This is a genomic window from Prevotella sp. S7 MS 2, assembly GCF_000762865.1.
Classification (GTDB): domain Bacteria; phylum Bacteroidota; class Bacteroidia; order Bacteroidales; family Bacteroidaceae; genus Prevotella.
Genome location: NZ_JRPT01000022.1, coordinates 42,044 through 66,224, shown reverse-complemented (window position 1 = coordinate 66,224; position 24,181 = coordinate 42,044). Strand labels below are relative to the sequence as shown.

Annotated in this window: 19 protein-coding genes; 17 read left to right on the top strand and 2 right to left on the bottom strand. The window is 41.4% G+C overall.

Annotated elements, in window-relative coordinates; all coding sequences use genetic code 11:
* Positions 1 to 25 precede the first annotated feature (25 nt).
* Positions 26 to 2,035, bottom strand: coding sequence for a transcription termination factor Rho (gene rho / locus HMPREF0671_RS05385; RefSeq protein ID WP_036897642.1), 2,010 nt, complete (start codon positions 2,033 to 2,035; stop codon positions 26 to 28).
* Positions 2,036 to 2,216: 181 nt separating this feature from the next.
* Positions 2,217 to 3,998 (bottom strand): 30S ribosomal protein S1, encoded by a 1,782-nt coding sequence (rpsA, locus tag HMPREF0671_RS05380; RefSeq protein ID WP_036897639.1) that lies wholly within the window; start codon positions 3,996 to 3,998, stop codon positions 2,217 to 2,219.
* A 435-nt stretch (positions 3,999 to 4,433) separates the two neighbouring features.
* On the opposite strand from rpsA, the gene HMPREF0671_RS05375 reads away from it, so the two are divergent.
* From HMPREF0671_RS05375 to HMPREF0671_RS05290, 17 genes are all read left to right on the top strand, one after another.
* Positions 4,434 to 5,780 carry an SLC13 family permease gene (locus HMPREF0671_RS05375; protein WP_036897637.1) on the top strand — a complete coding sequence of 449 codons (1,347 nt, stop codon included), beginning with the start codon at positions 4,434 to 4,436 and terminating at the stop codon, positions 5,778 to 5,780.
* A gap of 21 nt (positions 5,781 to 5,801) precedes the next feature.
* Positions 5,802 to 6,779, top strand: a complete 978-nt coding sequence (gene pfkA / locus HMPREF0671_RS05370; RefSeq protein ID WP_036897633.1) for a 6-phosphofructokinase — start codon at positions 5,802 to 5,804, stop codon at positions 6,777 to 6,779.
* A 138-nt stretch (positions 6,780 to 6,917) separates the two neighbouring features.
* The gene (gene atpD, locus HMPREF0671_RS05365; RefSeq protein WP_036897630.1) at positions 6,918 to 8,444 is read left to right on the top strand and encodes a F0F1 ATP synthase subunit beta; all 1,527 of its coding nucleotides are present in this window, start codon (positions 6,918 to 6,920) and stop codon (positions 8,442 to 8,444) included.
* A gap of 13 nt (positions 8,445 to 8,457) precedes the next feature.
* Entirely contained in the window at positions 8,458 to 8,700 is a 243-nt protein-coding gene (gene atpC, locus HMPREF0671_RS05360; RefSeq protein WP_036897627.1) for an ATP synthase F1 subunit epsilon, read from the top strand.
* A gap of 450 nt (positions 8,701 to 9,150) precedes the next feature.
* Positions 9,151 to 10,197, top strand: coding sequence for a F0F1 ATP synthase subunit A (gene atpB, locus HMPREF0671_RS05350; protein ID WP_036897622.1), 1,047 nt, complete (start codon positions 9,151 to 9,153; stop codon positions 10,195 to 10,197).
* A gap of 55 nt (positions 10,198 to 10,252) precedes the next feature.
* Positions 10,253 to 10,495 carry an ATP synthase F0 subunit C gene (locus HMPREF0671_RS05345; protein ID WP_036897619.1) on the top strand — a complete coding sequence of 81 codons (243 nt, stop codon included), beginning with the start codon at positions 10,253 to 10,255 and terminating at the stop codon, positions 10,493 to 10,495.
* Between the two features lie 10 nt (positions 10,496 to 10,505).
* The gene (gene atpF, locus HMPREF0671_RS05340) at positions 10,506 to 11,024 is read left to right on the top strand and encodes a F0F1 ATP synthase subunit B (RefSeq protein WP_036897616.1); all 519 of its coding nucleotides are present in this window, start codon (positions 10,506 to 10,508) and stop codon (positions 11,022 to 11,024) included.
* Between the two features lie 5 nt (positions 11,025 to 11,029).
* Positions 11,030 to 11,566 carry a F0F1 ATP synthase subunit delta gene (locus HMPREF0671_RS05335; RefSeq protein WP_036897613.1) on the top strand — a complete coding sequence of 179 codons (537 nt, stop codon included), beginning with the start codon at positions 11,030 to 11,032 and terminating at the stop codon, positions 11,564 to 11,566.
* A 59-nt stretch (positions 11,567 to 11,625) separates the two neighbouring features.
* Positions 11,626 to 13,212: a F0F1 ATP synthase subunit alpha gene (gene atpA / locus HMPREF0671_RS05330; RefSeq protein ID WP_036897609.1), complete on the top strand. Its 1,587-nt coding sequence runs from the start codon at positions 11,626 to 11,628 to the stop codon at positions 13,210 to 13,212.
* Between the two features lie 6 nt (positions 13,213 to 13,218).
* Complete coding sequence (locus HMPREF0671_RS05325) at positions 13,219 to 14,190, top strand: F0F1 ATP synthase subunit gamma (RefSeq protein ID WP_036897607.1); 972 nt, start codon at positions 13,219 to 13,221, stop codon at positions 14,188 to 14,190.
* A 116-nt stretch (positions 14,191 to 14,306) separates the two neighbouring features.
* On the top strand, positions 14,307 to 15,266 hold the full coding sequence (ftsY, locus tag HMPREF0671_RS05320) for a signal recognition particle-docking protein FtsY (protein ID WP_036897603.1): 960 nt from the start codon (positions 14,307 to 14,309) through the stop codon (positions 15,264 to 15,266).
* 20 nt (positions 15,267 to 15,286) lie between these two features.
* On the top strand, positions 15,287 to 16,588 hold the full coding sequence (gene rimO, locus HMPREF0671_RS05315) for a 30S ribosomal protein S12 methylthiotransferase RimO (protein WP_036897600.1): 1,302 nt from the start codon (positions 15,287 to 15,289) through the stop codon (positions 16,586 to 16,588).
* Positions 16,581 to 16,874, top strand: a complete 294-nt coding sequence (locus HMPREF0671_RS05310; RefSeq protein WP_036897598.1) for an HU family DNA-binding protein — start codon at positions 16,581 to 16,583, stop codon at positions 16,872 to 16,874. The genes rimO and HMPREF0671_RS05310 overlap by 8 nt, the downstream gene beginning before the upstream one ends.
* Positions 16,861 to 17,985, top strand: coding sequence for an HU family DNA-binding protein (locus HMPREF0671_RS05305; protein WP_052052858.1), 1,125 nt, complete (start codon positions 16,861 to 16,863; stop codon positions 17,983 to 17,985). The genes HMPREF0671_RS05310 and HMPREF0671_RS05305 overlap by 14 nt, the downstream gene beginning before the upstream one ends.
* A 586-nt stretch (positions 17,986 to 18,571) precedes the next feature.
* A complete protein-coding gene (locus HMPREF0671_RS05300) occupies positions 18,572 to 20,992 on the top strand; it encodes a TonB-dependent receptor domain-containing protein (RefSeq protein WP_036897595.1) in 2,421 nt (806 codons plus the stop codon).
* Between the two features lie 64 nt (positions 20,993 to 21,056).
* Positions 21,057 to 22,520, top strand: a complete 1,464-nt coding sequence (locus HMPREF0671_RS05295) for a hypothetical protein (protein ID WP_036897661.1) — start codon at positions 21,057 to 21,059, stop codon at positions 22,518 to 22,520.
* 165 nt (positions 22,521 to 22,685) lie between these two features.
* Complete coding sequence (locus HMPREF0671_RS05290; RefSeq protein WP_036897592.1) at positions 22,686 to 24,146, top strand: hypothetical protein; 1,461 nt, start codon at positions 22,686 to 22,688, stop codon at positions 24,144 to 24,146.
* Positions 24,147 to 24,181: the final 35 nt, after the last annotated feature.

Sequence of the window (24,181 nt, the reverse complement as noted above, 5' to 3'; positions counted from 1 at the left end):
ATTTTCTTTATATAGACTCGTATCTTTATGAGTTCATACTCAACAAGAACTCTTCATTGTTGCGAGTGCGCATCATACTGGTATGTATTGTATTCATAGCTTCTATCGGATTCATGTCGCTAATGTACTTACGGAGAATCCACATGCGGTCAAGTGTTGTCTTATCTTGTAGTAAATCGTCTCGACGTGTACTAGAAGCAACCAAGTTAACAGCAGGGAATATTCGCTTATTAGACAAAGAACGATCGAGCTGCAATTCCATATTACCAGTACCTTTGAACTCCTCAAAGATGACTTCGTCCATCTTGCTGCCTGTATCAATGAGCGCTGTTGCAATGATAGTGAGCGATCCGCCTCCTTCTATATTACGTGCTGCTCCAAAGAAACGTTTTGGTTTCTGCAAGGCATTAGCGTCTACACCACCTGTCAAGACCTTACCTGAAGCAGGACTAACCGTATTATAAGCGCGAGCAAGACGTGTAATTGAGTCTAAGAAGATTACTACATCGTGTCCACATTCTACCATTCGTTTTGCTTTTTCCAATACGATGCCAGCAATTTTGACATGACGTTCAGCAGGTTCGTCAAATGTTGAAGCTATAACTTCCGCATTGACGGTGCGTGCCATGTCTGTAACTTCTTCCGGACGCTCGTCTATGAGCAACATCATCAGATAAGCTTCCGGGTGATTTGCGGCGATAGCATTTGCTATATCTTTCATCAAGATGGTTTTACCGGTTTTGGGCTGTGCGACGATGAGTGCACGTTGGCCTTTACCGATAGGGGAGAACAAGTCTACAACACGAGTTGAGAGATTTGTTGTTTGGGAATCGCCACAAAGTGTAAATTTCTCCTCAGGGAATAAAGGAGTAAGGTGTTCGAATGGAATCCTATCTCTGATTTCTGCAGGGTTGCGACCGTTGATTTTATCAATACTTGTCAGTGGAAAGTATTTTTCTCCATCGTGTGGTGGTCGAACACGGCACTGGATAACATCACCGGTCTTTAAACCGTAACGTTTTACTTGATTGTTGGCAATATATACATCATCGGGTGATGATAAATAATTGTAATCGCTTGAACGTAAAAAACCATACCCATCGGGCATTACTTCCAAGACACCGTTGGCTGTGATAATATCAGAGAAATCATAAGCAGGGAGATTATTCAACACAGGGGCTTGATAAGCCGGAGCCGGAGTCATGATTGGAGTTGTAGGATTGTCAAACATGTCATAGTTTGGGACAGCTCCTTGGTCTTCGATTGGTAAATCTACCTTAATGATGAAGTCAGTTCCATCTGCGGGATCCCCTTCCCAAATCTCATCGGAAGTTGGAGTTAGGTTTGCTTCGTTTTCTCTATTATGATCATTTATTTTGGCTTGCAGTTGAGCAAGAAGGTTACTATCCTCTTCCTCAGTTTGCGTTCCGTCTCCAGATGCGAATTGTGCTTCAGGTACAATGTCTTCTTCTACGGCTATAGGCTCATTGGTAGGTTCTTCCGTAAGAGTCGTTTCTTGAGTTTGTTCCGTATTTGTTTCTTGCTCAGTATTATCTGAGTCAGTTTCTGAATCTGTCTTAGTTACAGCTGTATTCTCCTCTGAAGCTTCTTGTTCTAGCTGAGCTTTAAGAGCAGCTTCTTCTGCTTCTTTTTCCTTTTTAGTCTTACGTTTACGCTTTGGAGCTGCTTCTAGTGGGGTAGGAGAAACCTCTGTTACGGGAACTTCTCCCATAACTTCCTCTTTGAATAGTGGCTGTGGTTCGATAGCTGCTTTGTTTTTCTTGACATCAAGATTCTCTCCGTCTTTGCCATTGACGGTATAAACATGGTCTGTGTCCTTCTTTGCAATGCGTGTTCGGCGACGTTTAGTTGTGCTTAAAGGATTTTTATTACCCTCAACGACAGCTTGTTTGTCTAAAATGGCATATATGATATCTTCCGCATTGGCTTGTCCAGAATATTCTGCACCTACTTCCTCTGCAATGTCTTCAAGCTCATTAGCGCTTTTAGACAATAGTTCATCTTTACTATACATATATGTATATGAAAATATTTGATTGAAATGAAAACGTTTCTAAAAATGAAACGTGTGTCGTATTAAAATTCTTTTGCAAAGGTACGCAATTATATTGAATGGACAAAAAAAAAGCTCGCTTTTGTCAAGCGAGCTTTCTTATTTTTTGTAGAATACTTTTACAAGTTATTCAACTGTAAATTTATTCACCTTTTTCCATCTTTGCTTTCAAGTCAGCAAGCACGTCGAGGTCACCCAATGAAGTACCGGCCTTTACATTGTTGATGGTAGCCTCTGGCTTATTAGCGTGGTTAGAACCACTGTTGTGCTTGAAGTTTGTTTTCACTTCTTCTTTACCTTCTTCGAAAGTACGGCTGTGTGAGAGGATGATACGCTTGGTATCTTTCACGAACTCAATAACCTTGAATGATAATTCTTCACCAAGTTGAGCCTGTGTGCCATCTTCTTTTACAAGATGTTTAGGAGTTGCGAAACCTTCACCACCTTCGTTCAAAGTGATAACAGCACCCTTGTCCATCATTTCGGTAATCTTACCTTCGTGTACAGAACCCGGAGTATATACTGTCTCGTAAGTATCCCAAGGATTATCTTCCAACTGCTTGTGACCTAAAGACAGACGACGGTTCTCCTTGTCTATTTCAAGAACAATTACATCGATCTCTGCACCTTGAGTAGTAAACTCTGAAGGATGCTTAACTTTCTTTGTCCATGAAAGGTCGCTGATGTGAATCAAACCGTCAACACCTTCTTCAAGTTCTACGAAGATACCGAAGTTAGTAAAGTTACGAACTTTTGCATTGTGCTTAGAACCTACAGGATACTTCACTTCAATAGTTTCCCATGGATCTTCCTTGAGCTGCTTGATACCAAGGCTCATCTTGCGCTCTTCGCGGTCGAGAGTCAAGATAACTGCCTCAATCTCATCACCTACGTGCATGAATTCCTGTGCAGAACGCAAGTGTTGGCTCCATGACATCTCACTAACGTGGATAAGTCCTTCTACACCGGGAGCGATTTCTACGAATGCACCGTAGTCAGCGATAACAACAACCTTACCCTTTACATGGTCACCAACCTTCAGGTCTGCATCCAAAGCATCCCAAGGATGAGGAGTGAGCTGCTTCAAACCAAGTGCAATACGCTTCTTGTCTTCATCGAAGTTGATGATAACAACGTTAATCTTCTGGTCAAGAGCAACAACCTCATGAGGATCGCTGACACGCCCCCAAGAAAGGTCTGTGATGTGAATCAATCCGTCTACGCCGCCAAGGTCAACGAATACACCGTAAGAGGTGATGTTCTTAACAGTACCTTCAAGTACCTGACCTTTTTCGAGCTTAGAGATAATTTCTTTCTTTTGTGCCTCCAACTCAGCCTCAATAAGAGCCTTGTGAGAAACAACTACATTGCGGAACTCTTGGTTAATCTTAACAACCTTGAATTCCATGGTCTTGCCTACGAATACATCGTAGTCGCGTATAGGATGAACGTCAATCTGGCTACCGGGCAAGAATGCTTCGATGCCGAATACATCAACAATCATACCACCCTTAGTGCGGCACTTGATGTAACCTTGGATAACCTCTTCGTTTTCGAGAGCTGCGTTAATTTGATCCCAGCTCTTGTTCAAACGAGCCTTCTTGTGAGAAAGAACCAACTGACCTTTCTTGTCTTCTTGATTCTCTACGTAAACCTCAACTTTGTCGCCTACTTTGAGTTCGGGGTTGTAACGGAATTCTGATGCAGGAATGATACCATCGCTCTTATAGCCGATGTTAACAATAACTTCCTTCTTGTCGATAGAGATTACAGTTCCCTCTACGACCTGATGTTCTGCAATCTTGTTCAAAGTTTCATCATAAGCCTTCTCAAGATCTTGCTTGTTGACGTTTACGTTTGAACCATTTTCAAATTCTTCCCAGTTGAAGTTGTCCAATGGTTGTACGTTCTGTAAGTTTGACATAAAAAATAATTGTTTGTAATTAATAAAGTTGGACTTTATGTTATTAATATAATATGGTGTAATTGCTTTTTTAAGCTTTTCACCAAAATTGAGTGCAAAGGTAGTAATTAAATCATTACAAAGTGTTTGTTGAGAATTGAAATACCTTTGTATTAACTTTCTTTAATATAAAATATTGGGTTAATAGATTCAAATACCTCTCGTTGCACAGCGTAGGCAGTTTTGCTGAATGCTCTATGCAGCATTGTTGTAAAATGTCGGCAAATATGTTGAGAATCCTCTGCAGTAATTTAATTTGGTGTGATGATGACGTTCGTTTCCCTTTTTACCTGGTCAAATTATAATTTGATAATTAACACGTTAATGATAAAAAAGTCGATATAAAACTTGTATGTGCAGAAATAATTGTTAACTTTGCCTTGCAAATTCTGTTTTATGACTCTGATTATTGTTGGCATATTGTTAATCAGCTTTATATTGATAGCGACAGAGGCAATTACAAATGTAAATAAGGCTGCCGTTGCGATATTCGCAGGCACTCTAGGTTGGGTGCTTTATATTTGCTATGGAACGGACTTCGTTATGAGTCAGCACCATGGTGACTATACTAACTTCTTGAATGGAGCAGTTGCTACTAGCATAGCAGTAAAGCAGTATATAGCCCAAAATATATTCCTTAAATATGTTGGCGAAGCCGCTGAAATAGTTTTGTTTTTGCTGGCTACGATGACTATTGTCGAAATTCTTGATAATAACGGATGCTTTGATTTTATCTCGCAATTGCTGAAGACGCGGAGCAGTCGTCGCATGTTGTGGACGCTGGCCGTTGTTACTTTTTTAATTTCAGCCAATCTTGATAATATCACAACGACGGTCATGATGTTGACAGTTATGCATAAAGTGATTCCAAGCAGGCGGTTGCGCATGCTTTTTGGAAGCGTTATCGTGCTATCGGCCAATACAGGTGGTGCATTGACTGTTATCGGTAATCCCGAAGGATTGGTGTTGTGGAATATGGGAAAGGTGACGGCTACAGATTTCTCTATGGCTTTGTTTGTCCCTTGTTTGCTGGCTTGGGGGATTCCGACATGGCTCATCGGTCGTGCGCTGCCTGAGAGAGTGGATACTGAATGGGTGGTGATGCCGTACAGAGGAGATGATACCAATCTGACGGTTGGACAGCGTCTTGTCATGCTGTTTGTGGGAATTGGCGGATTGTGGTTTATCCCTACGTTCCATAATATAACGAAATTAAGTCCATTTTTGGGTGCCTTGTGTGTTTTGTCTATATTATGGATAGTAAACGAAGTGTTTAACCGGCGTCTTTTTAACGCCAACATGATGTCGCAACGCAGAACGCCGCGTGTGCTCCAATATGGTGTAATCCAAATGATGTTGTATGTGATGGGGATTATGTTGGCGGTGAGTGTAGTGAAAGAAACTGGAGCTTTTGCTTGGTTGTGGGCGCAATTAGGGATGGCAACAACGAATATAACTTTATTAGGTATTCTTGTGGCTGCAATCAGCTCGCTGCTTGATAATTTTGCCACAGCGATGAACTTTGTAGTAATGAAGCCCAATGGCGTTGCTAATGATGCCTATTATAAAGTAGTGGCGTATGCAGTGATGGTTGGTGGAAATATATTGGCGACGGCCAGTATGAGTGGAATGGCACTTTTGAAAATGGAACGTATGCATGCAGGATGGTTTTTCCGCAATATAGGATGGAAGGCTTTACTGGGTGGGATTATAGGATTGTTGGTCTTAATAGTTCAACTGTGATATTAATAAAATAAATATATAATGACAAAAATAAAGACAATTGGAATCTTGACATCTGGAGGTGACGCTCCCGGAATGAATGCTGCTATCAGGGCAGTCTCTAGGGCTGGTATCTATAATGGCTTTAACATCAAGGCAATATATCGTGGGTACGATGGCTTGATTAATGGGTTGATAAAGCCTTTTACGACAGAGAACGTCAGCGGAATCATTGGCACGGGAGGTACGATACTGAAAACGGCTCGCTCATCGGCTTTTATGACGGAAGAAGGTAGGCAAAAGGCGTATGACAATTTGGTAAAAGAAGAAATTGATGCCTTGATTGTTATTGGTGGTAATGGTTCGCTTACGGGGGCTATGAATTTTGCCAAAGATTTCGATGTGTGCTGTATCGGACTGCCGGGAACTATAGATAACGATTTGTATGGTACTGACAATACGATAGGTTATGATACGACGATGAACACGATTGTGGATTGTGTCGACCGTATCAGAGATACGGCGCAGAGTCATGAGCGTATTTTCTTTGTCGAAGTTATGGGGCGTGATGCCGGATTCTTGGCTCAGAACAGTGCTATTGCCAGTGGGGCTGAAGCTGCCATTATTCCGGAAGACTCTACTGATGTTGACCAGTTGGCGCAGTTTATGGAGCGAGGTATCCGTAAAAGTAAGAAGAGTTGTATCGTAATTGTATCGGAAAGCCCTAAATGTGGTGCTCTTTACTATGCCGACCGTGTTCGTAATGAGTTTCCTGAATACGATGTTCGTGTTTCAATCTTGGGTCATTTGCAGCGTGGCGGACGTCCGACGGCTCGCGATAGAATCCTTGCTAGTCGAACCGGCGTAGGTGCAATTGAAGCTATTATGCAAGGACAGAGAAATATTATGGTGGGAGTAAGAAACAACGAGGTGGTGTATGTGCCACTGAGTGAAGCGATTCGTAGTGATAAACCTTTTGATAGAAAATTGATAAAGGTATTAGACGAACTGTCTATATAGAATGTTTGTAATCCGCTAGGCAGTCTAAAAGGTGTTAAAAAAAGATTAAAACTCTGAGTTAAGTTACGGTTTCTATCTGTTTTTAATTACTTTTGTGCTAATTACAAGTAGAGAAAACAAAATTTAAAGATATTAGTTATGTCACAAATTAATGGTCGTATTTCTCAGATTATCGGTCCTGTGATTGACGTGTATTTTGATACACAAGGTCAGGATGCCGAGCAAGTTCTGCCAAAGATTTACGATGCTTTGAAAGTTAAACGTCCCGATGGAAGTGACCTCGTTATAGAGGTGCAACAACATATTGGTGAAGACACGGTTCGCTGTGTGGCCATGGATAATACCGATGGTTTGCAACGTGACTTAGAAGTTGTACCTACTGGTAAACCAATTGTGATGCCGGCAGGTGAACAAATCAAGGGGCGAATGATGAATGTGATAGGCAAACCGATTGATGGTATGGAAGAACTCCAGATGGATGGTGCTTATCCTATTCATCGTGAGGCACCAACTTTCGATGAGTTGTCTACCCATAAAGAGATGCTTGCAACTGGCATTAAAGTGATAGATTTGTTGGAACCTTATATGAAAGGTGGTAAGATTGGACTTTTTGGAGGTGCCGGTGTCGGAAAGACTGTGCTTATCATGGAGCTTATCAATAACATTGCAAAGGGACATAACGGCTATTCTGTCTTTGCAGGTGTAGGTGAACGTACACGTGAAGGGAACGACTTGATTCGCGATATGTTGGAATCTGGTGTTATCAGATATGGAGAGAAGTTCCGCAAAGCAATGGATGAAGGAAAATGGGATTTGTCGCTTGTCGATAAAGAGGAGTTGAGTAAATCTCAAGCGACCCTTGTTTATGGTCAGATGAATGAACCACCCGGAGCACGTGCAAGTGTGGCTTTGTCGGGACTAACTGTTGCAGAAGAATTCCGTGATCATGGTGGTAAGGGTGGCGAGGCGGCCGATATTATGTTCTTTATTGATAATATCTTCCGTTTCACACAGGCTGGTTCTGAAGTTTCTGCTTTGTTGGGACGTATGCCGTCTGCTGTAGGTTATCAGCCTACATTGGCTTCTGAAATGGGTGCTATGCAAGAGCGCATTACCTCAACAAAGCGTGGCTCTATTACATCTGTGCAGGCTGTGTATGTACCAGCAGACGACTTGACCGACCCTGCTCCTGCTACTACGTTTACTCACTTGGATGCAACAACCGAACTTTCGCGTAAGATTGCAGAGTTAGGTATCTATCCTGCGGTAGATCCATTGGGTAGTACATCTCGTATTTTGGATCCACTGATTGTGGGAAAAGAGCATTATGATTGCGCACAACGTGTAAAACAACTTTTGCAACGTTACAATGAATTGCAAGATATTATAGCAATCTTGGGTATGGATGAATTGTCTGACGAGGACAAGTTGACTGTGAACCGCGCACGTCGTGTACAGCGTTTCCTCTCTCAACCGTTTGCTGTGGCAGAGCAATTCACAGGTTTGAAAGGTGTAATGGTTCCTATCGAGGAGACCATCAAAGGATTTAATGCTATCCTTGATGGAGAAGTCGATGATTTACCAGAACAAGCTTTCTTGAATGTGGGTACTATTGAGGATGCAAAAGAGAAGGCTAAGAAGCTGTTAGCAGCTGCCCAAGCTTAATATTCAGTAGGATATGTTGAAGTTAAAGATAGTTTCTCCGGAAAAGATTATGTTCGACGGTGATGTGGAAAGCATCACTGTTCCGGGAACACTTGGCTCTTTTGAGATACTCACCTCGCATGCACCAATCATCTCTTCGCTAGAGGATGGAACTGTTATGTATCAATTATCTGATGGAACAAAACAAGAGTTTGTTGTCCATGGGGGCTTTGTAGAGGTACAAAAGAATATGGTAAGTCTTTGTGTGGAGCTGTAAGTAGCTTATATATAAGAAAATATAGATGATGAATGTAGGAAAACTTTGCCACCGATATATACGACAGAGTACCTTCTTTATAATAGGATTATCATTACTAGGATTGCTTGTCATGCAGTTGTCCATGCTGGATGAGATATTATATCCTATACTTTACAGTGTGATATTCTCTTTTGTTGTAGAGGTGGTTGATGCTCTGATCTGGCGCCGTGTAGCTCTTCGTGTTCCCGAAAGTTTACCTACATTTTTCATAGGTGTTTCCGGTTTTAGGATGCTAGCAGCTTTAGCGTTCATGTTTATTTACTATTTGGCGACAGATAGTGATAACATGCTAGTCTTCCTATTGGTATTCATGATATATTATTTTGTACTGATGACGCATCATACTATCTTTTTTAGAAAGGTCATGCGTGGGTAAGTATTAAGAGAAATGAGATTAAGAAACAAGAAATGAGACAAATAAAGAATATCCTTTTGTTGTTGGCTATCATGCTAATACCATTGAATGTTCTTGCCAATGAGCAAAAAGGCGAGAAATTGGACATACCAACCATCGTGTTGGAGCACTTGTCTGATTCGTATGAATGGCATATAGTAACATATAAAGGTAAGCATATTGGATTCCAATTGCCGATTATTGTAAGGAGTGCGGCTACTGGTGAGTGGACTTTCTGTACTGCCAAGAGTCTGCCGAGTCCATTTTATTTTGATGAGACACATCATGGAAAGATTTATGAAAAGTTGCCTAATGGGGAGACGGTACGTCCGCTTGATTTGAGTATAACAAAGGTTGTAGCTCAGATTTGGATCGTTGTCTTTATTTTATTGGGCGTTTTCATCGCTTGTATGCAGTATTACAAGAAAGTCGATGTGAAGTCGGATGCTCCGAAAGGATTTATTGGTTTCATAGAAATGTTAGTGATGTATATCCATGACGATGTTATAAAACCAGCGGTAGGTGAAGCACATTGTAAACAATATGCACCTTATTTGTTGACCATATTCTTCTTTATATTTCTGTGTAATATTATAGGGTTGTTGCCAATTTTCCCCGGTGGAACCAATATTACTGGTAATATTAACATTACATTGTTCTTGGCTCTTTGCACAATGATAGCTATCAATGTGTTTGGAAGCAGGGAATATTGGAAAGATATATTTTGGCCTAATGTGCCAATCTTCCTCAAAGCACCGGTGCCATTGATGCCGGTTATTGAGTTATTTGGTGTCTTCACTAAACCATTTGCTTTGATGATTCGTCTCTTTGCCAATATGATGGCAGGGCATGCTGTGATATTAAGCTTCACTTGTGTTATCTTCTTAGGATGGTCTATGGGGGTGGGCTATGGTATAGGTCTGAATATTTTCAGTATTATCATGTTACTCTTTATGAACCTTTTGGAGGTTTTGGTAGCATTTATTCAGGCATATGTCTTTACCATGTTGAGTGCAGTATTCATCGGGTTGGCTCATCCTGAACATCATCCTGCAGAATAGAAGAGCAGAATTTAGAAGAAAAGAACATATTAACATTAAATTAAAACATAAAATTATGATGATTACAACATTATTAGCAGCAGAAGGTTTGGCACAGATGGGTTGTGCAGTAGGTGCAGGACTCGCTACAATTGGTGCCGGTTTAGGTATTGGTAAGATTGGTGGTAGTGCTATGGATGCTATCGCTCGCCAGCCTGAAGCTAACGGAAAGATTACTTCTGGCATGATTTTGACAGCTGCATTTGTTGAGGGTTGTGCTCTGTTTGCCATTGCAGCTTGCTCATTCCTTATCAAGTAATAATTAAAGAATGGATAATTTACCATCAATATTAACTCCTGATTTAGGACTCCTGTTTTGGATGTTCTTGGCCTTTTTGGTTGTCTTTGTTGTGCTTGCACTTGTCGCATTCCCCCTTATTATTAAGATGGTGAATGGTCGTAAGAATTATATTGACGAGAGTTTACGCAAAGCACATGAGGCTTCTGAGCGCTTATTGAATATCAAACAGGAGGGTGAATCCATTCTGCAAGAAGCGCGAGAGAAACAAGCAATTATCTTAAAGGAAGCTGGTAACACACGTGATACAATCGTTGAAAAAGCTCAAGAAAAGGCTAGAGAAGAGAGTACACGGCTGCTGAATGATGCAAAAGTGCAGATAGAGGCAGAAAAACAGAATGCAATCCGTGAGATACGTTCACAAGTTGCAGAGCTTTCTGTGAAGATTGCGGAGAAGATTTTGCGCGAAAAATTGTCTACAGGTGATCAGCAGATGGAATTGATTGATAAGTTGATGGGTGATATTTCTGTGAATAAAGGGAAAGAATAGTATTTATGGAACTAGGTGTAATATCGGTAAGATATGCTCGTGCTTTCCTGAAATATGCCACGAATATATCTGTTGAAACTCTCGTTTACCAAGAGATGCAGTTGCTGTATGACTGTTATCTTCAGGTGTCAGAGTTGCGTTCGACGATAGATAATCCTATGCTCTCAAAGGATAAGAAGGAACAATTGCTTGTCACAGCTTGTGGAACGAATGTTACAGAAGCTACTCAATCGTTTATTCGACTCATTTTAAAAGAGGGCAGGGAGAAGGCCTTGCAATTCATGGCTGCTTCATATATTACTTTATATAGGAAACAAAAGAATATCACTTGTGGAAAGTTGTCTACTGCTACAGTCGTAGCTCCTGCCGTAGAGCAGAAGATGAGACTGTTGGTAGAGAGTAGAACTCTCGGAACTGTGGAATTCAATACAGAGGTGAATCCCGAAATTATCGGTGGATTCATTCTTGAATATGACACTTATCGTATGGATGCCAGTGTCAAGACACGGCTCAGTTCGATATTGTCGCAGTTGAAACAATAGGATTCAAGTGTTTATATTTTAATACACTTAATCTTAGATTATAATTAAGGAGATTAATAATGTCAGATAAAATAAAACCAAGCGAAGTGTCGGCTGTTCTTTTACAACAGCTTCAAGACATCAATAGCAATGGTCAATTTGATGAAGTTGGTACTGTTCTTACCGTTAGTGATGGTGTTGCACGCATCTATGGATTGCGCAACGCAGAAGCTAATGAGCTCCTAGAGTTTGAGAATGGAACAATGGCTATTGTGATGAACTTGGAGGAAGATAACGTTGGTTGTATTCTCTTAGGTCCTACATCAGGCATCAAGGAAGGCCAAGTTGTCAAGCGCACACACCGTATTGCATCCATTCGCGTGAATGATAACATGTTAGGTCGCGTCATTAATCCATTGGGAGAAGCTATTGATGGCAATGGCGACATTGACTTAACAGATGCTTTTGAGATGCCTCTTGACCGCAAAGCTCCCGGTGTGATATATCGTCAACCGGTAAAAGAACCATTGCAGACAGGATTGAAGGCGGTTGATTCCATGATTCCTATAGGCCGTGGACAGCGTGAGTTGATTATTGGAGACCGCCAAACCGGTAAGACTGCTATTGCTGTTGATACGATTATCAATCAGAAGAGTTTCTATGATGCAGGCAAACCTGTATATTGTATCTATGTAGCTATTGGGCAAAAAGCGTCTACTGTAGCTAACTTAGTGCAGACCTTAAAAGAGCATGGTGCCTTGCCTTATTCTATTATAGTGAGTGCTACGGCTGCCGATCCCGCCGCTATGCAATATTATGCACCGTTTGCTGGTGCTGCTATAGGAGAATATTTCCGCGATAGGGGACATTCTGCATTGGTGGTATATGATGATTTGTCAAAACAGGCAGTGGCTTATCGTGAGGTCTCATTGATTCTCCGTCGTCCTTCTGGTCGTGAAGCATACCCCGGTGATGTATTCTACTTGCACTCACGTTTATTGGAGCGTGCCGCACGTATCAATGATCAGCAAGAAATCGCAGAGCAGATGAACGACCTTCCTGAAAGTATGAAAGGGCATGTCAAAGGAGGTGGCTCGTTGACAGCTTTGCCAATCATTGAGACACAGGCGGGTGACGTGTCGGCTTATATCCCTACCAATGTGATTTCTATTACCGATGGTCAGATATATTTGGAGTCCAACCTTTTCAACCAAGGTTTCCGTCCTGCTATCAACGTTGGTATCTCGGTATCTCGTGTAGGTGGTAGTGCTCAAATCAAGAGTATGAAGAAAGTGGCTGGAACTTTGAAAATAGATCAGGCTCAATATCGTGAGTTGGAAAGTTTCTCTAAATTTTCTTCCGATATGGATGCAGTGACAGCCATGACGCTAGATAGAGGACGTAAGAATAACCAACTTCTTATCCAGCCTCAATATAGTCCAATGCCTGTAGGCGAACAAATTGCGATTTTGTATTGCGGTGTACATGGATTGATGCACGATGTTCCTGTAGAAAAGGTGCGTGAATGCCAAGATGCTTTCTTGGATAAGCTGCGTGCTCAGCATGGTACGACTATAGAATCACTAGCCAAAGGTCTATTGACCGATGAGGATACCTCGGTTATAGAAAGTGTAATGGCTGATATCTCCGGACAATATAAAGCATAATAGTCTATGCCTTCATTAAAAGAGATAAAAACCAGAATTGCTTCTGTCAATAGCACTCGTAAGATTACGAGTGCTATGAAGATGGTTGCGTCTAGCAAACTTCATCATGCGCAGGTTGCTATTCAGAATATGCTGCCCTACGAGACGATGTTAGAGCACATTCTGAAGACTTTTTTGGTTTCCTTACCCGATGCTCAAAGCGAATATGACAGAGTACATGCTGATATGAAGCGTGTTGCTTTGGTGGTATTTAGTTCCAATACATCGTTGTGTGGTGGATTTAATGCTAATGTCATCAAGATGATGCAGCAGGTGGTAAGCGATTATAAGGCTCAGGGAATTACGGATATTACAGTTTATCCTATTGGGCGTAAGGTGGCTGAGAAGGCTCAAAAGTTAGGTCTTCAAGTTGCCGGTGATTTTACAGAACTTGCTGATAAACCCTCAGCAAATGGCTGTGCTAATATAGCTACAACGCTTGCCCGGTTGTACCAAGCTGGTGAAATAGACAAGGTAGATATGATTTATCATCACTTTAAGAGTGCCGGTTCTCAGATTCTTACGCATAAAGTTTTTTTACCAATAGACTTGTCTACAGAGACAATTGGCGCAGAAAACGATAGAGATTTAAGTAGTAACATGGTTACAGCTAAAGCTCAAGAGTATCTACGTAAGAAGAAAGAGTCTGAAAAGAAAAGCCAAGAGCATGTTGCAAAGTTGAATGATGATTATATTGTAGAACCGGATTTAGCAACAGTATTGGGTGTCTTGATTCCGAAGCAGCTGAATTTGATGATGTATACAGCATTGTTGGATAGTCAAGCTAGTGAACATGCAGCTCGTATGGTTGCTATGCAGACGGCAACGGACAATGCAGACGAATTGCTCAAGACATTGAATCTACAGTATAATAAGAGCCGTCAACAAGCTATCACCAATGAGTTGCTTGATATTGTAGGAGGTTCAGTAAACAACTAATATCTCCGTAACAATCATATTAATAAGGGAATATGCCGTATAGGCGTGTTCCCTTTTTTGATTTTAGTCAGTAATTATTCAGTCAAAAATCGTATCTTTGCAGAAAAATATATAGTATGGGAATCTTTGGTCTATTCAATAAGAAAAAGAAAGATACGCTGGAACAGGGTCTAGAGAAAACCAAACAGAGCGTTTTCTCCAAGCTTACGCGTGCCGTGGCAGGAAAATCTAAGGTCGATGACGACGTTTTAGATAATCTGGAAGAAGTATTAATCACTTCCGATGTTGGTGTTGATACTACTTTGAAGATAATCGAACGTATCGAAGAGCGAGTGGCACGTGATAAATACGTGTCTACTTCCGAGTTGAATGGTATCCTAAAGAGTGAGATAGCTTCATTGTTGGCTGAAAATAATACAGCTGATGGGGATGACTGGGATTTACCGGTTACGCACAAGCCTTATGTCATATTGGTTGTTGGGGTCAATGGAGTAGGAAAGACAACGACTATTGGCAAGTTGGCTCATCAGTTCAAACAAGCCGGTAAGAAGGTGTATCTCGGAGCTGCCGATACGTTCAGGGCTGCAGCCGTAGAGCAAATCCAAATATGGGGAGATAGGGTTGGTGTACCTGTCGTTAAGCAGCAAATGGGTGCCGACCCCGCATCTGTAGCCTTTGATACCCTTCAGAGTGCAAAGGCTAATAATGCCGATGTGGTATTGATAGATACGGCCGGGCGTCTGCATAATAAGGTGGGTCTTATGAACGAGTTGAAGAAAATCAAGGACGTGATGAAGAAGGTTCTTCCCGAAGCACCCGATGAAGTGCTGTTGGTATTGGACGGTAGTACGGGGCAGAATGCCTTTGAACAAGCCAAGCAATTCTCTTCTGTTACCCAGATTACAAGCCTCGCCATCACTAAGTTAGATGGAACGGCAAAGGGAGGAGTCGTTATTGGCATCTCAGACCAGTTGAAAGTTCCTGTTAAGTATATCGGTTTGGGAGAGAAGATTGAAGACCTCCAGCTCTTTAATCGTACAGAATTTGTTGAATCTCTGTTTGGAGAAGAACAGTAAATTCTAATACTCCAAGTGTAATGAAGAAGAATCAGATAGATATAGTTACAATGGGTTGCTCTAAGAATCTCGTTGATAGCGAGCTTCTGATGAAGCAATTTGAAGCCAATGGCTATCATTGTGTTCACGATAGTCAACATCCACAAGGTGAAATAGCAGTCATCAATACTTGCGGTTTTATCGAGTCGGCCAAAGAGGAGAGCATCAATACCATCTTAGGATTTATAGAAGCAAAGAAAGAAGGACGCTTGAATAAACTCTTTGTGATGGGCTGTTTGAGTCAGCGCTATAAGGATGAACTGGAGAAAGAACTCCCTGAAGTAGACAAATTCTATGGGAAGTTCAACTATAAAACTTTACTTCAGGATTTGGGTAAGGCCGATATACCGTCTTGCGATGGTCATCGCCATCTCACGACACCGCATCATTATGCGTATGTGAAAATATCAGAAGGATGTGATAGGCATTGTGCTTACTGTGCCATTCCACTCATAACAGGAAAGCATGTAAGCCGTCCGCAAGAAGAAATTATCCAAGAAGTAAAAGAACTTGTTGCTTCCGGTGTAAAAGAATTCCAAATCATAGCCCAAGAACTTACCTATTATGGAGTCGATGTTGATGGCAAGCGTCATATTGCGGAGCTTATTTCTGCAATAGCAGAGATACCGGGGGTGAAATGGATACGCTTGCACTATGCATATCCCAATCAGTTCCCCTTAGAACTATTGGATGTCATTCGTGAACACGATAACGTTTGTAATTATCTTGATATAGCCTTACAACATATCTCTAATCACGTGCTTGATGCTATGCATCGCCATGTCTCGAAAGAAGAAACAATAAACTTGGTAAGGCAAATCAGAGAGAAAGTTCCCGGTATATGTCTGCGAACAACCTTATTGGTGGGATTTCCCGGTGAGACGGAAGAAGATTTCGAAGAACTATTAGAGTTTGTAAAACAAGCGCGTTTTGAACGTCTAGGTGCATTCATGTATTCAGAAGAGGAAGGCACTTATGGTACCAAACATTATGCCGATGATGTTCCTACAGATGTAAAGCAGGAACGTTTGGATCGCTTGATGAAGTTACAAGAAGAAATCAGTACCGACTTAACCGCTCAACAAGTAGGCAAGACGCTTCGTGTTATCATTGACCGAAAGGAAGGCGAATATTATATTGGCCGGTCGGAGTTTAGTTCTCCTGAGGTAGACCCGGAAGTGTTAATCCCTGTTGCCAACCGAAAGTTGCGAGTAGGAAATTTCTATTATGTTCGAATTGTAGATAGTGATGAGTTTGATCTTTACGGAGAAGTAGATGAATAATAAGGAATACATTGCAGAATTAGCACAAAAGACCGGCTATACACAGGCCGATACGCAAAAGATGGTTAAAGCTGTTGTTGATAAGATGTTAGATGTTCTTATTGAAGAAGAGGCGGTCTCTGTAGCAGGATTTGGTACGTTTGAGGTAAAGAAACGGCTAGAAAGAGTCGTTATTAATCCTTCTACCGGGCAAAAAATGCTTGTTCCTCCAAAGTTGGTTTTAAACTTTAAGCCTAATGCGCAGATCAAAGAAATACTAAAAGAAGGAGGGAATGACAATGAATAGTAATGTATTTCTTTCAGAACTATATAGTTCTTTGGAGCAGAAGTTCAACCTTGATAAAGAGGCGGCACAGGCATTTGTAGAGCAAATGTTTGCGGTTTTGGGCGATGGTATACGTCATGATAAGCAAGTCAAGGTTAAAGGACTTGGTACTTTTAAGACTGTTTATGTGAGTGCTCGTGAGAGTGTGGATGTTAATACCGGTGAGCGCATTCTCATAGAAGGACGGGATAAACTTTCTTTCTCGCCAGAGTCTGGTGTCAAGGAATTGGTCAATAGACCATTCGCTCAGTTTGAAACTGTCGTAGTAAACGATGGAGTAGATGCAGATATGTTATCTTATGTAGAGTCGGAGGAAGTTAAAGACGAGCCAGAGAAAGTTTCGGAACCAGTCGTGTTACAAAAAGAACAATCTCAGACTGTTGTAGAAGAACCTATTATACAATCTGTTGTTGAATCCCCGAATCCTGTAGAGGAAACTGAGAGAAGTGCGCCTCAAGAAGAACCTCTACCTGAGATAGAAAAAGTGTTAGAGGATTCCGGTGAAAGACTTGTAGAGCAAACGAAAATAGAAGAGGAACAGGAAGAACGTTCTGAGCAGCGAAATTCTAAACTCCCTATTATTCTCTTGTCGGCATTGAGTGGATTATTCTTCTTACTATGTTGTTTTGGTGGTTATTTCTTGATGCGTGAATTAAATCGACGCGATGCTCTCATTAAGCAGTTGGTAACAGAACTTCGGGCAGAAAAGAAGACTGCAATGGAAATAAAACATCAGCCATCTTCAAAGATGGTGGAACCCATTAAAGTCGTTCCCCCTATTCAGGAAAAACCACAAGTGAAAGAGGTTGTTGCCCCAGAAAAGCCTGTGGTTCCATCTAATGGATATGCTTCGTTAGCTCAAAAAGATGCTAGAGTGCGCACAGGTGCCTATCAAATTGTTGGGATTAAAGAGGTTGTAACCGTCAAGAATGGACAAAATCTAAAGTCGATTAGTCGTACTTATCTAGGCCCGGATATGGAGTGCTACGTAGAAGTACTTAATGGAGTGAAGGAAGTTAAACCGGGAGATAAGGTAAAAATCCCTGAATTGAAATTAAAGAAGCGCAAGTAGGCCTTCTTCATAAATAATATGTACATCATTGCAAAGCCTTTTCAGTGTTGCTGAAAAGGCTTTGCTGTAATATTGAACGGACTATGCAAGATTGCTGTATAGCCATTGCAGTAATTGAATACTTGTTTTGTTGGAAATCTTATGAACCTTTATTGCATTGCGAAATATGGATGTTTGCAATCTAAGATGATTTCTAAAATACAACTAATTGGAAATAAAGAAGTTAGCTTGTTTGTTAAACTGAATAGGTAACAATTTGGAAACGAGCGAACTACTTGGTGTCGCTGTTTTCTGCCTAACAAAGAACGCTTGTTATTCTGTTTGCAAAGATAATACTTTGTTACCGAATAACAAGCGTTTTCAAAGAAATATTCACTCAGACCACATTCCAAACAAGAGGAACACGACTTAGCCAACAAGCTCGTCAACACCATCTGCTTTCACTAAAAGTAGTTATGCCCGTAAAAAGAAGCAACAAGAAAATACCTATTTTTGGGTATGTACATTCTTTTTCTGTATCGAGAAGTTGAAATACCTTTGCAACTCGAAAGTTTTTTAGTATAATAACAATTATTAAGATAGTAAAATGTCGAAAAAAGAACAACGAACGCAAAAGATTCTATCGGCTCGAGACTCCCTTTTCAAGGGATGCTTGCTAATGCTGACGATGCTGTTTCTAAGCATCTCTGCCACAAAGGCACACAACGGCACGAACGCAAGCACAGATAAAGCCGAGGAAGGTAGCGTGACGCTTCAAGTTACAGATACGCTAACGGGCGAACCCATATTAGGAGCCGTTGTAAAAGATAGCAACGGTAAGACATACGTCACCAACGAGTCGGGTACCTGCGCTATAAAGTTAGGCAACAGCGGCAAGAAGGTGAAAATCACTGTCACATTCGTAGGTTACAAGAGTTACACTTCCTATGTGTCAGCACAAACACGCACACTGAACATCAAACTAAAGGAAGATGCTCAGCTGTTAAGTGGAGTAACGGTGACATCTAAAAAGAGACACACCGACATCATGCAGCAAGCCAAGACTTTGGATCAAAGTATACTCGAAAAAGGTGGTGCCACCTCGTTGGCAAAAATGTTAGAGACCATTCCTGGCGTGAGCTCTATCAGTGCCGGTAGTACGGTGGCTAAACCTGTTATTCAAGGTATGCACAGCAGCCGTATTCTATTGATGAACAATGGAGTGAAATTGGAGAGCCAGAGTTGGGGTAACGACCATGCGCCAGAAATTGACTATACAGGTGCCAGCATGGTAGAGGTAGTAAAGGGTGCCGAATGTATTCGTTACGGTTTTGGTGCCATGGGTGGTGTGGTATTGCTCAACGATGCGCCCCTATCCTATGGGCATAACAAGCCTATCGTGAAAGGAGTTACCAACATCGGCTATGATACCAATGCCCGAGGAATAAGCGGTTCGGGAAGCATTGAAGCAGGTTGGAAGAATTTCGGTATGCGCCTGCACGGCAACTATACTCGTGGTGGTGATTACCATACGCCCGAATACATCATGAACAACACGGGCTACAATAACATCAGCATGTCTGCCATGGGTGGTTTTGAGAACAAGCGCATCACGGCAACCGTGCTTACGAGTTTGTTCTACCAACGCTCTGGTATCTATTTTGGCAGCCAAATATCCGACTTGGTACAACTACAAGAACGATTCCGCATTGGTCGTCCAACAGAGTCGTCATTGCAACCATTCAGTTATGAAATTGGCATACCCTTCCAGCAATCACAACACTTCACGCTGAAAGGTGAGGTGAAATATCATATCAACCCAAAGCAATCGCTGGATTTGACTTTGTCGTTCCAAGAAAATTTGCGACAGGAGTATGAGAACCGTATGAAAAAGGAATGGAGCGTCATCCCGATGCAAGACCTTATATTGAAAACATACAAAGGCGACTTGTCATATCGTGCTTCATGGAAGCCTTACAAAATGTCCACCTTTGCAGGTGTATCAAACACATACCAAATAAACTACAACTTCCCAGGCACCAAGAATCCTGCCTTTGTACCAAACTTTGCCGCTCTCACCATGGGTGGTTTCCTGTTGCAAAAGGCTACTTTCTTTGAAAAATTGCAATGCGAATTGGGCTTGCGTTACGACTTTAGAGTAATGAGCGTGAGCGGTTACACCACGCTGAACAAGTACGACTATTACGATGACTTCAAGGTTTACAGCAACTTCACCTCGAGCTTTGCTACTCACTATCAGTTTAACGACAACTGGGACATGCGTGCAAACATCGGTTGGTCGTGGCGTCCACCAGACATCAACGAGCTTTACGCCGTCGGACTTCAAGAAGGGTCTTACTGGGTAGTGGGCAATAGAAACCTAAAGAGTGAGCGTGGTTGGAAGTCTATCTTAGGCGCAAGGTATCGCAACACATGGGTATCTGTAGAGCCAAGCATGTTCTACCAACACATTAACAGTTATATATACGACCATATCGGCTATGGTGCTAATCGTTTTCATAACAGCCCAAGCGGAAAATATGCCAAGTTTATGTATGATCAGGACGATGTGAGACTGTATGGTGGCGATATAGAAGCCACGGTGAACCCCATCAAAGGACTCAGTATCGTAGCAAAGGGCGAATGGATATTTGCACGCAACATAACACGAGACGACTGGTTGCCTTTCATGCCATCAGACAAGTATGGACTGTCAGCCAACTACGAACATGTCTTCGGTGCAGAGAAAAAGATAAAGGCATCGTTCTCTCTTTCTGGCAACTATGTCACAAAACAGGAACGTTTCGACCCCAACAAGGATTTAGTGGCAGTATCGCCCGATCCTTACTTCCTGCTTGGCACCACAGCAGACGTTGCTTTCAAGCTGCCCAGCAACAGGGAAATAAAGGTAATGTTGGTAGGCGATAACATTCTCAACACATTATATAAGGAATATACAGACCGATTTAGATATTATGCGCACGAACGTGGCATGAACTACTCTTTGCGCACAATCATTAGATTTTAAGAAAATGAAGTTACAATATAAGACAATAATGCGTTCAACTATTTTAGCTGTAGGATGTTGCTGCATGCTTGCCGCATGTTCTACCAATGATGTTGATGATTTCTTGAAAACAGTAGTAAAAGCTCCTCCTGCTTCTATCGAGTACAATGGCAAGGGACACTCACAGATATATGCAGTGAGTGCCGTACTTAGAATGGGGTTCAAAGGTGGTAACATAAAAGTTGGAAACTTTGGTGCCGACAACAGTATAGACAACACATACGAACAAGACTCGTACAACATGATAAGCGTGAACACGGATAAACCGACAGACTATCCGCTCATGCAACAAATTGAGATAAGTAAGGGCGACAATGGACAAATGCAAATTACCAGTCAGCGCGACCATTTTGATGTAGTTGCGTCAGATGACGTTTATTACGGACTTGAGCTTACATATTATGGAGCCAACCACCAACAAATAAACGGTGAGTTCATACAGTTCTATTACAAGAAAAACGGAGACCCAGACCTCGACAATTCTACATTGGTACAACACCAACACTTCTTTACCATTGGCAACGAAGTATTGGAACACAGCTACACTGTAGATGGTAAAACCATATCCAAGAACAGTAAGCAAGGTTTTTATCCACACACGCTGGACAAGAAACCAACATACTACCCAGAGCTTACCTTTGAGATGGAGGGCGACAAACTAAAGACTTGTGACATCACCACGACCGGCGCACTGCTTGCACCTGAAAGTGGGAACAAATCAGATATCATGCCGTTTGACAGCACGCTGATAGACAAAGCGATAAATATATTCCCTACGCTGAAAAGAAATCAAGCCACATGGACAGAAAATGGCTTTAAATTCTTTCAAACACTCACCATGCCACATGCGGCAGAACTTGCTAAAAATTTGTTTAAATACAAATACCGAGATACCGACCCATTTGAAAAACAATTGGGATATGAATATCAAGAAGGTAGCGGTGACGGTGGCGTTGTAACAGATGGTACAAACGCACTGAGACAAAGACAAGGCGATTTCGTAGAATTGCTGCACCAATGCAGGAAAATAGGTAAAGGTCCAGAAAAGGATGGAACAAACAATTTGGATAGAATGGGATTCAAGGGAGTTCTACAGTTTAGCCAAGCCAACACCGAATTTGCTATGCAAATAAGCCTATGCAACATCGTATCGCAAATGGATGAATCAAAGAAAGCCATTTGGCCCAAATATGGAAATGATAACCAAAAAGATGCTGACTCAAAGACTTGTTCTGAAATTCCAACATTAGGAAATGGAGAAGGTAGAGGACTTTATAATTTTAATGAAATAAAATCAGAATGGAGCAATCACGACATTGACATTCCTTTAACATTCCGTGTCATTGCAAATATGAATGATAGAGAAGAGAAGTTCGTGGAAGATTTCAAAAAGTTCTATCCTCACATGGATCCGAATGAAATCAAGAATTATTTCTTCAATCCTCAATATTTGCTGTCAAGGAATCGTAAGAATATATTCGTTATGTAGACTTCAGCTAAAAGGAAGGCATTTGCGCATCATCATTCCTCACATGGCTGACACGTTCTCCTAACTAAGGAAAATTTACATACACGGCTAAAAGGAGTAAGAGTATTTAGCAAAATGCCAATTATACTGGACTATCTAATCAAGATATTTACATAAAATAATAAAATGAAAAAATATAGTTTTTGTTTCATTCTTATATTGATGCTATGTACATCATGTGATGATTTCATCTTTGGTAACATGAACATCAATTACAACGAAAACCCACTTGAACACAAAGAAGTACCACACAGCGGTGCGGATGCCATGGTTGACAGCTTGAAGAAAAAAGCTCCCTTTGGTGATGCCATGAATAATCCCGACCAAGATGGCGCATTCAACAACTGGGCTCGCTGCTTAGTCATGTTCAAAGAGGGACACTCACACGGAGATGAAAAATTTCATGGCAATTATGTTTACCCAGCAGCGCCATGGAGACAAGAAGAATTTGTCATAGTAGAAAACAACTCACAAAAGTTTCCTACTGTAAAGGTGGAATGGGAAAAGAGTATTCAAACTGTTTTTGAAAAGAAGTTAGGCACGCCTACTCCCCAGCAGCCTTACATTCGCCTTATAGGTGGAGATAAAAACCTTTGGGGTATATGCTTGTACTTCTTGGATAAAGACGGGAAGTTGCTTAACGATGAGATATACAAGCACTCTGATGAGTATCAAATATTCTTTACCATCAGTGACGTGGACGATAAGGGCAACCCCTATAAGGTAATGGATTGTAGAGGTATATGGGAATCTGGCAAGAATGGAAAGGATGGTAAAGTAAGCGAACAGCCTGTCGTATCTCCTTATTTTAAAGAAATGGATAATAAAGACAGCTTAGGACATGACACCTTCACTCGCAGGCAAAACGTTACCAAGAATTTGTTTGAATATGCCTATCGTGACACATGGCATCAGAATGCCATGGCTGACGGTATGCGCGAGTTTTACAACATTCGTCTGTTACCTCCACTCGATGCTACAGATGCTAATACCTGTGCCACATACGATAAGGACTGTGTTGGTCTGAAGGGGCATATCAACTTCTATTATGAAGCAAACGAACCAACATCAAATAAGCGTAATGAAATAGACGGACGATACGGGGCTGGAGTAAATAATGATACATGGCCATTTATGGTAAGAGGTTTTTCTGGTGACCCTGTACCATACAGCCGTCCTTCATACATATTGCCCTACTTCTATCTTTCCGTAAGAGTTATGAAATGTCAAAAGGGAAAGAAAGCATATATTCCTAAGGCTACCATTGCCAAAGACAAGGAGCTGGACTATGCTGGATATTGGGATTGGATGAAGAGCGAAAAAGCCTGCGCACCATTCTATAATCCTTTTTGGCAATCGAAGAATACGACCCTTGAGGTTCCTGAATGGAAAGAGCTTATACGCTTTAATATACCTATCAAGGTGTATTGCAATAGGTTCGATTCCGATCCGACAAACGTATCACCAGCAGAACCATATTATTTCTACTTAGGCAGAGAGATTGGATTAACAGGAAAACAGGCATACGAAGCGAGCCAAAATGTTAAGACGCATGGCTTTGGCGCTTTTGGCAACTGGTTCCTCTAATTCATACAACAATTATAAATAACTATCATTAATAT